General features: G+C 68.0%; 11 protein-coding genes. 6 read left to right on the plus strand and 5 right to left on the minus strand.

The features are described from left to right. Positions 1–4: 4 nt before the first annotated feature. The 4 genes from pstB to pstS all read right to left on the minus strand — a co-directional run bounded on the left by pstB (position 5) and on the right by pstS (position 4,151). Positions 5–784 carry a phosphate ABC transporter ATP-binding protein PstB gene (gene pstB, locus FS787_RS09230; RefSeq protein ID WP_144672151.1) on the minus strand — a complete coding sequence of 260 codons (780 nt, stop codon included), beginning with the start codon at positions 782–784 and terminating at the stop codon, positions 5–7. A 56-nt stretch (positions 785–840) separates the two neighbouring features. After that, on the minus strand, positions 841–1,950 hold the full coding sequence (gene pstA / locus FS787_RS09235; RefSeq protein WP_144672152.1) for a phosphate ABC transporter permease PstA: 1,110 nt from the start codon (positions 1,948–1,950) through the stop codon (positions 841–843). After that, positions 1,951–2,883, minus strand: coding sequence for a phosphate ABC transporter permease subunit PstC (pstC, locus tag FS787_RS09240; RefSeq protein WP_144672153.1), 933 nt, complete (start codon positions 2,881–2,883; stop codon positions 1,951–1,953). It abuts the gene before it with no gap. 149 nt (positions 2,884–3,032) lie between these two features. Continuing rightward, positions 3,033–4,151 carry a phosphate ABC transporter substrate-binding protein PstS gene (gene pstS / locus FS787_RS09245; protein ID WP_144672154.1) on the minus strand — a complete coding sequence of 373 codons (1,119 nt, stop codon included), beginning with the start codon at positions 4,149–4,151 and terminating at the stop codon, positions 3,033–3,035. A gap of 253 nt (positions 4,152–4,404) precedes the next feature. Between pstS and FS787_RS09250 the strand changes: the two genes are divergently transcribed. The 6 genes from FS787_RS09250 to FS787_RS09275 all read left to right on the plus strand — a co-directional run bounded on the left by FS787_RS09250 (position 4,405) and on the right by FS787_RS09275 (position 11,743). Further along, complete coding sequence (locus FS787_RS09250) at positions 4,405–5,532, plus strand: aromatic acid exporter family protein (protein WP_144672155.1); 1,128 nt, start codon at positions 4,405–4,407, stop codon at positions 5,530–5,532. 47 nt (positions 5,533–5,579) lie between these two features. Next, positions 5,580–6,953 carry a DNA repair protein RadA gene (gene radA, locus FS787_RS09255; RefSeq protein ID WP_056428196.1) on the plus strand — a complete coding sequence of 458 codons (1,374 nt, stop codon included), beginning with the start codon at positions 5,580–5,582 and terminating at the stop codon, positions 6,951–6,953. A gap of 100 nt (positions 6,954–7,053) precedes the next feature. Further along, positions 7,054–7,344, plus strand: coding sequence for an SHOCT domain-containing protein (locus FS787_RS09260; protein WP_144672156.1), 291 nt, complete (start codon positions 7,054–7,056; stop codon positions 7,342–7,344). Next, positions 7,344–8,855: a multicopper oxidase family protein gene (locus tag FS787_RS09265; RefSeq protein ID WP_144672157.1), complete on the plus strand. Its 1,512-nt coding sequence runs from the start codon at positions 7,344–7,346 to the stop codon at positions 8,853–8,855. The genes FS787_RS09260 and FS787_RS09265 overlap by 1 nt, the downstream gene beginning before the upstream one ends. Before the next feature lie 85 nt (positions 8,856–8,940). Further along, the gene (locus FS787_RS09270) at positions 8,941–11,091 is read left to right on the plus strand and encodes a heavy metal translocating P-type ATPase (RefSeq protein WP_144672158.1); all 2,151 of its coding nucleotides are present in this window, start codon (positions 8,941–8,943) and stop codon (positions 11,089–11,091) included. Positions 11,092–11,107: 16 nt separating this feature from the next. Continuing rightward, positions 11,108–11,743, plus strand: coding sequence for a class I SAM-dependent methyltransferase (locus FS787_RS09275; protein ID WP_144672159.1), 636 nt, complete (start codon positions 11,108–11,110; stop codon positions 11,741–11,743). Positions 11,744–11,852: 109 nt separating this feature from the next. On the opposite strand, the gene FS787_RS09280 is transcribed toward FS787_RS09275, so the two are convergent. Next, on the minus strand, positions 11,853–13,055 hold the full coding sequence (locus tag FS787_RS09280; RefSeq protein WP_144672160.1) for an acyl-CoA desaturase: 1,203 nt from the start codon (positions 13,053–13,055) through the stop codon (positions 11,853–11,855).

The raw sequence follows: 13,055 nt of genomic DNA on the forward strand, positions 1-13,055 counted from the left end.
GCGCTTATCCGAAGCGGCCGGAGACGTAGTCTTCCGTGGCCTTCTCGGTCGGGTTGCTGAACATGGTGTGGGTGTCGCCGTACTCGATGAGGCGTCCCGGCTTCCCGGTGCCCGCGATGTTGAAGAACGCGGTCTTCTGGGACACGCGCGCGGCCTGCTGCATGTTGTGGGTCACGATCACCACGGTGTACTCATCCTTGAGCTCATTGATGAGGTCCTCGATGGCGAGCGTGGAGATCGGGTCCAGTGCGGAGCAGGGCTCGTCCATCAGGATCACCTGGGGTTCCACGGCAATGGCCCGGGCGATGCAAAGCCGCTGCTGCTGGCCGCCGGAGAGTCCCGAACCGGGCTTCGCGAGGCGGTCCTTGACCTCGTTCCACAGGTTGGCGCCGCGCAGTGAGCGCTCCACCAGCGCGTCCGCCTCGCCCTTGGACATCTTCTGGTTGTTCAGCTTCACGCCGGCCAGCACGTTGTCCCGGATGGACATGGTGGGGAACGGGTTGGGCCGCTGGAACACCATGCCGATCTGCGAACGGACGGTCACCGGGTCCACGCCGGGACCGTACAGGTTGTCGCCGTCGAGGAGCACCTCGCCTTCCACGCGGGCGCCGGGGATGACCTCGTGCATGCGGTTCAGGGTGCGCAGGAAGGTGGACTTGCCGCAGCCCGAGGGGCCGATAAAAGCCGTCACCGATTTGGCGTCGATGTTGATGTTGACGTCTTCAACGGCCAGGAACTTGCTGTAGTAGACGTTCAGGTCCTTGACGTCGATGCGCTTAGACATGATTTTCCTTCACTTACTGGAGATACGGGCTGAAGAGTGGGGCGGCCGGTGCCGGGCTAGCGGCCGGTCTTGGGGGCGAACGCGCGGGCGATCAGGCGGGCGATCAGGTTGAGCAGCATCACCAGGATGATGAGGACCAGGGCCGCGCCCCAGGCGCGCTGGGAGGACGGATCCGGGTTGGACGGCGACGTCGGGTTGAGGATCTGCGTGTAGATGAACGTGGGCAGCGAGGCCATCCAGCCGCTGAACACGTTGTAGTTGATCGACGTCGCGAAGCCGGCGGTCACAAGGATCGGCGCGGTCTCGCCGATCACGCGGGCGATCGCCAAGGTGACGCCGGACGCGATGCCGGAGATCGCCGTCGGGATGACCACCTTGAGGATGGTCCGCCACTTGCGGACGCCGAGGGCGTAGGCGGCCTCGCGGAGTTCGTTGGGGACGATCTTCAGCATTTCCTCGCTGGAGCGGACCACCACGGGAATCATCAGCACGGACAGCGCGACGGCGGCGACGGCACCGGTTTTGGTGCCCGGCCCCACGATGGCGAAGAAGAACGCGGCCGCGAACAGGCCGGCCACGATCGAGGGGATGCCGGTCATAACGTCCACGAAGAATGTGATGGAGCGGGCCAGGGGGCGGTCGTTGCCGTATTCCACCAGGTAGATGGCGGTCAGCAGGCCGATGGGCACCGAAATGATTGTTGCCACCAGGGTGATGAGCAGGGTGCCGATCAGCGCGTGGAAGATGCCGCCGACGACCGGCGCGCCTTCCTCGACGCTCTTGTTGTCGAAGGCGCCCGTGACGCCGTTCATCGAGGTGGTCAGGAAGCCCGGGTCCGTGAGGCCGGGAAGGCCGTTCACCAGCACCGTCCAGATCACGGAGACCAGCGGGAGCAGGGCGATCAGGAACGAACCGACGACCAGGCACGTGGCCAGTTTGTCCTTAGCCTTCCGGCTGCCTTCAACAGCTCCGCTCCAGCCGACGAGGCCGGCCGCGAAGAGGATGGCGGAGACGAGGCCCCAGCCGAAGGCGTGGAAGCCGATAAGTGCCATGATGGCGGCACCGAGAACCAGGGCCACAGCCAGGACTAGGTAGGGGGCCCATTTGGGCAGCTGGCCCTTGGTGAGGGCCGAGCGCTTCTTGACGGGGGTCAGGGTGGCGGTCATTTAGTTGGCTCCCGAGAATTCTTTGTGCCGGGTGATGATCCACCGGGCAATCATGTTCACGCCGAGGGTGATGACGAACAGGACGAGGCCTGCTGCGATCAGGGTGCTGACCTGAATCCCGCTGGCTTCCGGGAAGTTCAGCGCGATCTCGGCGGCGATGGTCTGGTTGCCGGTCTGGATCAGGCTCGCGGTGAGGGCGCCGGAGGACAACACCAGCGCAACGGCCATGGTCTCGCCCAGCGCGCGGCCCAGGCCCAGCATGACGGCGCTGATGATTCCGGGGCGGGCGAACGGCAGGACAGCCATTTTGATCATTTCCCACCGCGTGGCTCCCAGCGCCAGGGAGGCTTCCTCGTGCAGCTTGGGGGTCTGCAGGAAGATCTCGCGGGTCAGGGAGGTGATGATGGGCAGGATCATGACGGCCAGCACGATGCCCGCGGTCAGGATGGTCTTGCCTGTTGCCGAGGCGGGGCCTTGGAAGATCGGCAGCCAGCCCATGTTGTTGGCCAGCCAGTTGTAGGCCGGGGAGATTTCCTTGGCCAGGAACGCCGCGCCCCAGGCGCCGTAGACCACGGAGGGGATGGCGGCGAGCAGGTCCACCACGTACCCCAGGCCCGAGGCGAGCTGCCGCGGGGCGAAGTGCGAGATGAACAGCGCGACGCCGATCGCGATCGGCGTCGCGATCACCAGGGCGATGGTGGCCGCGATGAGCGTGCCGATGACGATCGGCCAGATGTAGGCGAAGAAGCCTTCGCCGCCCTTGATCATGTCCGGGGAGGCCGTCAGGGCGGGGAACGCCTGGACAACCAGGAAGAGCGCCACTCCGAAGAGCACGGCCAGGATGAGGCACCCCGCGGCCAAGGTGGCTCCGGAAAAGACTTTGTCTCCGGCGCGGCCTGCGCCCCGGGACGAGGTCAGGGAGGTGGTGGTCACTTCATGATCCTTCGGCTTTGAAACTTTGGTTCTTCGGACAAAACGCTCAGGTTCCCTGCCCCGGGCCGACGGTCGGTGACCGTCTGAATGGGGCAGGGAACCTGGGTCAGGCTGGTGTTTCCACTATGCCTTGTGGCGGAAGGTATTCCCTAAGACTTGACCTTGATGGCCTCGATGGAAGCCTTTGCCTTGTCCTGCAGCTCCTTGGAGAGCGGAGCGGACTTAGCGGCGTCAGCGGCTGCCTGCTGACCGGTCTCGGAGACCACGTAGTTTTCGAATGCCTTCACCAGGTCAACAGTTTCCTGGCTGTCGTAGGTGGAGCAGACGATGTGGAAGGACACGAGCACGATCGGGTAGGCGCCCTCGATGGTGGTGGTTCGGTCCAGCTTGATGGAGAGGTCGTTGGCGTTGCGTCCCTCAACCGGCGTGCCGGCGTCGACTGCCTTGGCGGCGGCCTCGGCCGAGATCTTGGTGTAGGTCTCGCCCACCTTGATCTGCGCGACGCCGAGCTTGCCGCTGACGGCGGAGTCGTCGGCGTAGGTCACGGCGCCCGGGGTGTCGGTGACGGTCTTGACCACACCGGAAGTGCCCTTGGCGTTCTCGCCCTTCAGCGACGCCGGCCACACGCCGGAAGCCTTGTCGGTCCAGGCCTCGGGGGCCGCGGCGGCCAGGTAGTCGGTGAAGTTGGAGGTGGTGCCGGAGTCATCCGAGCGGTTTACCGGGGTGACCGCGAGGTCCGGCAGCTTGGCGTCCGGGTTCATGGCGGCGATGGCCGGATCGTTCCACTTGGCGATTTCGCCGCGGAAGATCTTGGCGACGGTGGGGGCGTCGAGGTTCAGTTCCGTGATGTCGGGCAGGTTGAAGGCCACGGCGATCGGGGAAATGTAGACCGGGAGGTTGATGGCGCCGTCGGGGCCGCACTGGGTGGTGGAGCTGGCGTACTCTTCGTCCTTGAGGTAGGCATCGGAGCCGCCGAACTGTGCGGAGCCGTCCAGGAGCGCCTTGCGGCCTGCGCCGGAGCCGTCCGGGGAGTACTGCACAGTGGCACCCTGGTTGGCCGAGGCGAAGTTGGTCTTCCACGCGTCCATGGCCGCACCCTGTGCGGAGGAACCGATGCCGGTCAGCGTGCCGGTGACCGCGGGACCCGAGGCGGCGGGGGTCGCGGGGGCGGTGCCCGTTGCGTTGTCTGAACCACAGGCGGTCAGCGCGAGAGCGCCAGCTGCGATGACAGCGGTTGCCGCGTGGCGGCCGAAGCGGAGTGCCTTCACTAGATGTACCCCTTCCAGGGATTTTCTATGCGTGCCGGGCCGGAGAAGACCGGGCAGGGGATGCGTACGGTTTGTACCTTTATCGAAGGTAGGTGCCCCAGATGAAGAGAATGACTGTCCAAGGTGAACGAATGGTTAACGACGCCGGGACATTGGCTTACATCCACCGGCGCCCCCTTGCGTTAGCTGCGTCACATCCGTAGTGGTTGTGGCGCGGCCCGCGCTCGATGACCGAACAAATAGACTGGAGCGCATGGCCCCCGCCCCTGGACTCTCCGCAAGCGCCCGATTCCTGCGCCGACGGGTGCGCACCGGCCTGGTCCGGAGCCGAAATTCCCTGGTGCCGGCCATCCAGATGACCGCTTGCGCGGTGGGCGCCTACGCGTTCGCCGAGTACGTCCTGGGCCACAGCGGCCCGCTCTTCGCGGCTACGTCCTCCCTCATCTCCCTGGGCTTTTCCCGCGACCCCCGGCTGCGCCGCGTGATTGAGGTCGGCCTGGGCTGCACCATCGGCATCGTGGTCGGGGACCTGCTCCTGCACTGGCTGGGCGCCGGGATCTGGCAGGCCGCCGTCGTGCTGCTGTTCTCGATCCTGCTGGCCCGCTTCCTGGACAGCGGCACGATTTTCACCACCCAGCTGGGATTGCAGTCCCTGCTGGTGGTACTGCTGCCGGCACCGGCCGGGGGGCCGTTCACCCGCAGCATCGACGCCATCGTGGGCGGCGTCTTCGCCCTGCTGGTGACCATCCTGGTGCCGAAGGACCCGCGCCGGGAACCCCGCAATGACGTCAAAAAGCTCCTGCACGAGCTCGCCGAGGTGCTGCGCGAATGCGCCTCCGCGCTGAGCTACAGCGACTCCACCCAGGCCTGGCATGCGCTCATCAGGGGGCGGAACTGCCAGCCCCTGGTCGATGCCATGCGGCAGTCCCTGCGCGCGTCCGGCGAGGTGGCCACGCTGGCGCCCGCCTACCGCCGGCACCGGGAGGAGCTGGACCGGATGGAACAGTCGCTGGATTACATCGACCTCGCGCTGCGCAACAGCCGCGTCTTTGCCCGCCGCCTGACCAGTGCCATCAACCATGCGGCGTTGTCCGACGAGGCCACCCAGAACATCGCCGACGTCCTGCAGGACACGGCCGACGCCGTCGACGAACTGTCCCTGGGCCTGGCGGAAGTGCACGACGGCGTCCGCCGCTCGCACCTGCGGACTGCCCGGACGGACCTGCGGGAAATCGCCGGTCGGCTGCATCCGCGGCTACTGGACGTGCAGCGGCTAGAGGGCGAAACGGTGGTCATGTTGTTCCGCCCCCTGATGGTGGACCTGCTCGAAGCGGCGGGGGTCGACTCCCGCGAAGCCCGGGACATCCTCCCGCCGCTGTAGCTGCCGTGGCGGCCGTGGTTGTCGTATCCCGCGGATAGTGTGGAGCAATGGCTACCAAGACTTCCCGGACGTCCAAGGCTCCGGGCTACAAATGCGCCGAGTGCGGCTGGACCACAGCCAAGTGGGTGGGCCGCTGCGGCGAGTGCCAGGCCTGGGGCAGTGTTGAGGAAACCGGCGGCGCCGTGGCGCGCACGACGGCGGCCACCACCGTTCTGGAGCCGGCGCGCCGGATCTCCGAGGTGGACGCCACCACAGCGGCCTTCCTGCCCACCGGCGTGGACGAACTGGACCGTGTCCTCGGCGGCGGGCTGGTCCCCGGAGCCGTGATCCTGCTGGCCGGCGAGCCCGGCGTCGGCAAGTCGACCCTGCTGCTGGATGTCGCGGCAAAGTTTGCCCGCACCGCCCAGGACGTCCTCTACATCACGGGCGAGGAGTCCGCCGCGCAGGTCAAGCTCCGGGCGGAACGAATCGACGCCGTCGCCGAGTCCCTGTACCTCTCCGCCGAAACGGACCTTGGCCAGGCCCTGGGCCAGGTGGAGAAGCTGGAGCCACGTCTGTTGATCGTGGACTCCGTGCAGACCTTGAGCAGCGCCGACGTCGAAGGCAGCGCCGGGGGTGTCTCGCAGGTCCGGGAGGTCACGGCGTCCCTGATTGCCGCGGCCAAACGCCGCAACATGACCACGCTGCTGGTTGGCCATGTGACCAAGGACGGCTCCATCGCCGGGCCCCGGCTGCTGGAGCACCTCGTGGACGTTGTGTGCCAGTTCGAAGGCGAGCGCCACTCCCGGCTGCGGCTGCTGCGGGCCGTCAAGAACCGGTACGGCCCCACCGACGACGTCGGCTGCTTCGACCTGAACGAGGACGGCATTGTGGGCCTGGCCGATCCGAGCGGGCTGTTCGTCTCCCGGACCAAGGAACCCGTGTCCGGGACCTGCATCACGGTGACCCTCGAGGGGCGCCGGCCGTTGCTCGCCGAGGTGCAGTCCCTGCTGGCCGAAAGCGCCAGTTCCCAGCCCCGCCGGGCAACCAGCGGGCTGGACAGTTCGCGGGTGGCCATGCTGCTGGCTGTCCTCCAGCAACGGGCCGGGTGCCTCCTGAGCAAAGATGACTCCTACGTGGCGACCGTGGGCGGTGTGAAGCTCAGCGAGCCCGCGACGGACCTGGCGGTCGCCCTGGCCGTTGCATCGGCCAAGTCCAAGAAGCCGCTGCCGCAGCGGCTCATCGCTTTCGGCGAGGTTGGCCTGGCCGGCGAAGTCCGCCCGGTGCCCGGCATCAACCAGCGGATCCAGGAGGCCCACCGGCTGGGATTCACCCACGCCGTAGTCCCGGCGAGCCCGAACGGCCCCGGCCCTGTCCCGGCGGGCTTCTCGGTGCGGGAGGTCGGGCATCTGGCCGAAGCGCTGGGACTCCTGATCAGCTAAGGCTTCGCTGCGGCCCGAAAGGCGACTTAGGACCCTACCCCCGGCGTCGTGTCCGGCGGATCATGGGACTAAAGACTGCCTCGGGCGAAAGGATCAGGCCATGATGGGGTATTACGGCGACGGCTTCGGCTGGATGTGGCTCTGGGGCCTGCTGTTGCTGATCGGAATCGGGGTCCTTGTGCTGCTCGCGGTCCGCCTCTTCACCGGGGGGACCAGCCGCGGCGGTCCGGCCAACTACGGGCCCTACGGCGCCCCGCCTTATGGCCAGCCGGGGGGTCCCCCGGGCGGCAAGAGCCAGGCGCGGTTGATCCTCGATGAACGCTTCGCGAGGGGCGAGCTCACCGCGGAACAGTACCGCGAGAATGTGAAAGTACTCGGCGAGGAGCCGTAATGCGGCCGATCAGCCGCCGTAACGCCCTGATTGCGGGCGGACTGGGCACCGCGGCCACGGTGGCCGGCGGCGCCGGGCTGTGGTGGTCCCTGAATTCCACGCAGCAGCCGAACGGCGCCGGCGGGGGCAACAGGGGCGGCGCAGCGCCCGTGCAGGGTGCCGGGCTGCACGGTCCGGCCGAACTTCGCAGCGCCGACGGCCGGCTGCAGCTCACCCTTGATACCGCCCCCGGACGGGTGGAGCTCGGCGGCCGCCAGACCCGTGCCCTCTGTTACAACGGCACCGTCCCTGGCCCCACCCTGCGCCTGCGGCCGGGCGACGAGCTCAGCGTCCGGCTGGTGAACGGCCTCAACGAACCGACGAACCTGCACGTCCACGGCCTCCATGTGTCCCCGGAGGACGACGCGGACAACGTCTTCAGGGCGGTCCTGCCCGGACAGGCCTTTGACTACCGTTACCGGCTGCCGCCGGACCACCCGCCGGGTGTGTACTGGTACCACCCGCATCACCACGGCATGGTCGCAGACCAGATCTTCGCCGGGCTCTTCGGGGCGATCATCGTCGAAGATCCCGAGGTTATCCCGGTGAGCACGGAACGGGTGCTGGTGGTCTCGGACACCACCCTGGACAGTGCCGGGAACATCGCGGCCGTGTCGCCGATGGAACGCATGGCGGGGCGGGAGGGTGAACTACTCCTGCTCAACGGGCAGAGCAACCCGCTGCTCACGGCCAACCCGGGCGCCCGGGAGCGGTGGCGGATCATCAACACGTGCGTGGCCCGCTATCTCCGGCTCCGGCTCGACGGCCAGCAGCTGCAGCTGCTCGGCATGGACTCGGGCCGGTTCCCCGAACCCGAAACCGTCGAGGAACTCCTGCTGGCGCCGGGGAACCGGGCGGACCTGCTGGTGACTGCTGCCGCCGGCGAAGCCGTGTTTCATGCCCTCCCCTATGACCGCGGCGGCATGCCCGGGATGATGGGGCAGGTCCCGATCGGCGGGGCGGGTACGCTGGCGACTTTCCGGGTCAGAGGCTCCACCGCAGCCCCTTCCGACGCCGCCACGCCCGGCGCCGTCACGTCCCGGCCGGCCCAAGAGGACCTGAGGACTGCCGCCGTCGCCGCACGCCGGCAGCTGGTCCTGTCCATGGGGGCGGGACAGGGACGCAGGGGCGGGGGGATGGGCGGCATGATGCGGTTTACGATCAACGGCCGAGAATACAGCGAGGCCCGCACGGACACGACCGTCGCGGCCGGCACCGTGGAGGAATGGACGCTGGTCAACACCAGCCCCATGGACCACCCGTTCCACCTGCACGTGTGGCCGATGCAGCTCATCGAGGACAACGGTCAGGACGTCGGCGCCGTGGTGATGCGTGACGTCGTGAACGTGCGGGCAAACGGCCGCGCCACGGTCAGGATCGCGTTCCGCGACTTCGGCGGCCGCTCGGTCTACCACTGCCACATCCTGGATCACGAGGACCTAGGAATGATGGGCGTGATCGAGGTCCGCTGAGGGGTGAAACCTCTTGTCAACGATACCCCCTGGGGGTATGGTGGGCCTCATTCGAACTGACGATGAATTTCCCCGGGAGCGCATCATGGAACACCGGCACAGCAACCACCCCATCGACGGCCGGCAGCTTGACCACCCGAAAGCAGAACACGGCGGGCCGCATGGCGAGCACAACGGGCACCAGCCCCACGGCACGCCCGGAGCCGGCACCGCCGCACCGCCCGACGACGAGCATCTGGTTCACAGCCAGGGCCAGCACGCCGGCCACAGTGTGGCCATGTTCAAGAACAGGTTCTGGCTGACCCTGGCCCTGGCGGTCCCGGTGGTCTTCTTCAGCCCCATGTTCGGGCATTTGCTCGGCTACCAGGCTCCAGTGTTTCCCGGCTCCGCCTGGATCCCCCCTGTGCTGGGAACCGTCATTTTCTTCTACGGCGGCCAGCCGTTCCTCAAGGGCGGCCTCAACGAGCTCAAAGCGCGCAAGCCGGGGATGATGCTGCTGATCGCCATGGCCATCACGGTGGCCTTCATTGCCTCGTGGGTGACCACCCTGGGGATCGGCGGCTTCGACCTCGATTTCTGGTGGGAACTGGCCCTGCTGGTCGACATCATGCTCCTGGGACACTGGCTTGAAATGCGCGCGCTCGGCTCGGCACAAGGCGCCCTGGATGCCCTCGCGGCGCTGCTGCCGGACGAGGCCGAACGCATCACCGAAACTGGAACCGAGACCGTCGCGGTGTCCGGGCTCAGGAGCGGCGACATCATCCTGGTCCGCTCCGGAGGCCGGATGCCGGCGGACGGGACCGTGATCGAAGGCCAGGCCGAATTCGACGAGTCCATGATCACGGGTGAGTCCAAGACCGTCCTGCGCTCTCCCGGCGACGCCGTGACAGCCGGGACCGTCGCCACCGACAACAGCCTCCGCGTCCAGGTAACGGCCATCGGCGAGGACACCGCCCTCGCTGGGATCCAGAGGCTCGTGGCCGAAGCCCAGGCGTCTTCCTCCCGGGCCCAGGCCCTCGCCGACCGCGCCGCGGCCTTCCTGTTCTACTTCGCTGCCGGCGCGGGCGTCATCACCTTTATCGTGTGGACACTGCTGGGCAGTGTGCCCGACGCCGTGGAGCGCACCGTGACGGTGCTGGTGATCGCTTGCCCGCACGCCCTGGGCCTGGCCATCCCCCTGGTCATCGCTATCTCGACGGAGCGGGCCGCCCGGGCCGGCGTGCTGATCAAGGACCGGATGGCGCTCGAGCGGATGCGGACGGTCGACGTCGTGCTGTTCGACAAGACGGGGACGCTGACGAAGGGCGAGCCGGAGCTGAAGGACATTGCCGCCGTTGACGGGACCGACCGGGACGGGCTGCTCGCCCTGGCCGCCGCTGCGGAGTCGGACAGCGAGCACCCCATGGCGCGCGCAATCGTGGCCGCGGCCCGCGCACGCGGACTAGCGGTCCCCCAGGCGAGCGGGTTCACCTCCCTGACCGGGCGCGGGGTGCGCGCCACGGTCGGCGGACGGACGGTCCGGGTGGGCGGTCCGGCCCTGCTCCGGGAGGTGGGGGCGGAGGAGCCGCCGGATCTGGCCGCCGCCACTGCCACCTGGCGGGACCGCGGCGCCGCGGTGCTCCATGTGGTGGACGGCGCCACCGTGATCGGCGCCGTGAGCCTTGAGGACGCGGTCCGGCCGGAATCACGCCAGGCCGTCGCGGCCCTGCAGCACAGGGGCATCAAGGTTGCCATGATCACCGGTGACGCCCGGCAGGTGGCCCAGGCGGTGGCCGCCGACCTGAAGATCGATGAAGTCTTCGCCGAGGTGCTGCCCGCGGACAAGGACAAGAAGGTCGCTGAGCTCCAGACCCGCGGCCTCAGGGTGGCGATGGTGGGAGACGGTGTCAACGACTCCCCCGCCCTGGCCCGGGCCGAGGTGGGAATCGCGATCGGAGGCGGAACCGACGTCGCGGTGGAGTCCGCGGGCGTGGTCCTGGCCGGGAACGATCCGCGGGCGGTGCTGTCCATGGTGGACCTGTCCCGCGCCAGCTACCGGAAAATGTGGCAGAACCTGGTGTGGGCGACCGGCTACAACATCATTGCGGTGCCGCTTGCCGCCGGCGTCCTGGCCTTCGCCGGGATTATCCTCTCCCCCGCCGCCGGCGCCGTGCTGATGTCCGCCTCCACGATCGTGGTGGCGCTCAACGCGCAGCTGCTGCGGGGCCTGAAACTCAACCCGGCCGACGTCGGCTGACCGGGAGGAGACCTCCATGCCCGAGAACACCCCGCGCGAGTCATCATTCGGGAGATCCTTTGCGCGCGTGGGTCCGCGGATGGATGCCCGCGGGGCCGCGGACCACCGCCGGCGGCTGGTTGCGGCGGCGCGCGGCGTCGTCGTCGAAATCGGGGCGGGTTACGGCGCCACCTTTCCGTTCTATCCGGCCGCGGTGACGGGGGTGCTTGCCCTCGAACCGGACCCCACGCTCCGGGGGCTGGCCCGGGCCGCCGCCAGCAAGGCACCGGTGCCTGTCACCGTGGAGGACGGTATGGCGGAATCGCTGCCTGCCGCGGATGCCACTGTCGACGTCGTGGTCTCCAGCCTGGTGCTGTGCAGCGTGGCGGACCAGCCGGCCGCCCTGACGGAGGTGGTCCGGGTGCTGCGGCCCGGCGGCCTGCTGCTCTTCTACGAGCACGTCCGCTCGGCACACCGCGTGCTGGGGGCCGCCGAAGACCTGCTCACGCCGTTGTGGAGCCGGGTGGCCGGGGGCTGCCATCCGAACCGGGACACGGCCGCCGCGATCGCCGGGGCAGGCCTCGCGGTGCAGGACCTGGACCGCTTCGGTTTTTCGGTCCTTCCCGGCAACCCCCGGGTGGCCCACGTGCTGGGCGCGGCCAGAAAACCCTGAGGTCCCCGTTGCGGCGCGACGCTCCCGAAACACCGCCTGGCACACAAAAGGGGCGCCCGCCGCGATGGCAGACGCCCCTTCAGTCAGTCGAAACCGGCTTGGGCCGCGCTCAGGCCTTCTTCGGCGGCAGCGCCAGCTTGAAGACCTTCGCCCAGGTGGAGCCGACCTGCTTCCAGATGGGACCGGTGGTGTACGGCAGGCCGTAGCGCTTGCAGATTTCCTGCACCTTGGGAGCCACCTCGGCGTAGCGGTTGGACGGAATGTCCGGGAAGAGGTGGTGCTCGATCTGGTGGGAGAGGTTGCCGGTCATGAGGTGCATGAACTTGGAACCCGAGATGTTGGCTGATCCGATCATCTGCCGCACGTACCAGTCACCGCGGGTTTCGCCTTCCACCATTTCCTCGGTGAAGGTGTCCGTGCCTTCGGGGAAGTGTCCGCAGAAGATCACCGCGTGGGCCCAGACATTGCGGACAGCGTTGGCGGCCAGGGTGCCGTACAGCGCCTGCTTGCCGGAGCCGGTCAGCATTGCGACGGCGGGAGTGGCAGCGTAGTCCTTGGTGAACTGCGTGAGCGCCTTGCGGCCGAGGGCCTTGAGGTCCTTGGTGAGGGCCTCCTTGGACTTGTTGCCCTCCTTGTAGTCGTTCAGTTCGAGATCGTAGATCGCGATGCCCCACTCGAAGACCGGGGCCAGCAGGGCGTTGTAGAGCGGGTTGCCCAGGTTGAACGGCTTCCACTCCTGGTCCGCGTCCATCCGCAGCAGGTTGTATCCGACGTCGTTGTCCTTGCCGACGACGTTGGTCCAGCGGTGGTGCAGGTCGTTGTGGGTGTGCTGCCAGGACCGGGCCGGGGTCACGAAGTCCCACTCCCAGGTGGTGGAGTGGATGTCCGGGTCCCGCATCCAGTCCCACTGGCCGTGCAGGATGTTGTGGCCCAGCTCCATGTTTTCCAGGATCTTGGCGAAGCTGAGCAGCGTGGTGCCGGTGACCCACGCGGCCTTGTTCTTGCTGACCAGAAGCGCGGCGCGGCCGGAAATTTCCAGTCCGCGCTGGATCTTGATCATGCGGCGGATGTAGGCGGCGTCGCTGGCTCCGCGCTTGGCAAGGATGTCGTCCTTGATGGCGTCGAGCTCGCGTCCCAGTTCGGCGACCTGCTCGTCGGACAGGTGCGCTGCAGCCGGCGGCCGAACGCTGGGGCTGCCGGTCTCGGCGAGGGCGCCGCGCCGCGTCTTCACGGCAGCGGGCGCCTTGCCAGAGTCAATACCGCCCTGGGGGGCTTCCTCGGAAACGTCAGGCTTGTCGGAAACAATCGTCAT

Source organism: Arthrobacter sp. U41 (assembly GCF_007679325.1).
GTDB lineage: Bacteria > Actinomycetota > Actinomycetes > Actinomycetales > Micrococcaceae > Arthrobacter.

Coding starts and splice junctions, on each gene's coding strand:
- pstB (WP_144672151.1), bottom strand. CDS start 784: ATGTCTAAGCGCATCGACGTCAAGGACCTGAACGTCTACTACAGCAAG.
- pstA (WP_144672152.1), bottom strand. CDS start 1,950: ATGACCGCCACCCTGACCCCCGTCAAGAAGCGCTCGGCCCTCACCAAG.
- FS787_RS09250 (WP_144672155.1), top strand. CDS start 4,405: ATGGCCCCCGCCCCTGGACTCTCCGCAAGCGCCCGATTCCTGCGCCGA.
- radA (WP_056428196.1), top strand. CDS start 5,580: ATGGCTACCAAGACTTCCCGGACGTCCAAGGCTCCGGGCTACAAATGC.
- FS787_RS09260 (WP_144672156.1), top strand. CDS start 7,054: ATGATGGGGTATTACGGCGACGGCTTCGGCTGGATGTGGCTCTGGGGC.
- FS787_RS09265 (WP_144672157.1), top strand. CDS start 7,344: ATGCGGCCGATCAGCCGCCGTAACGCCCTGATTGCGGGCGGACTGGGC.
- FS787_RS09270 (WP_144672158.1), top strand. CDS start 8,941: ATGGAACACCGGCACAGCAACCACCCCATCGACGGCCGGCAGCTTGAC.
- FS787_RS09275 (WP_144672159.1), top strand. CDS start 11,108: ATGCCCGAGAACACCCCGCGCGAGTCATCATTCGGGAGATCCTTTGCG.
- FS787_RS09280 (WP_144672160.1), bottom strand. CDS start 13,055: ATGACGATTGTTTCCGACAAGCCTGACGTTTCCGAGGAAGCCCCCCAG.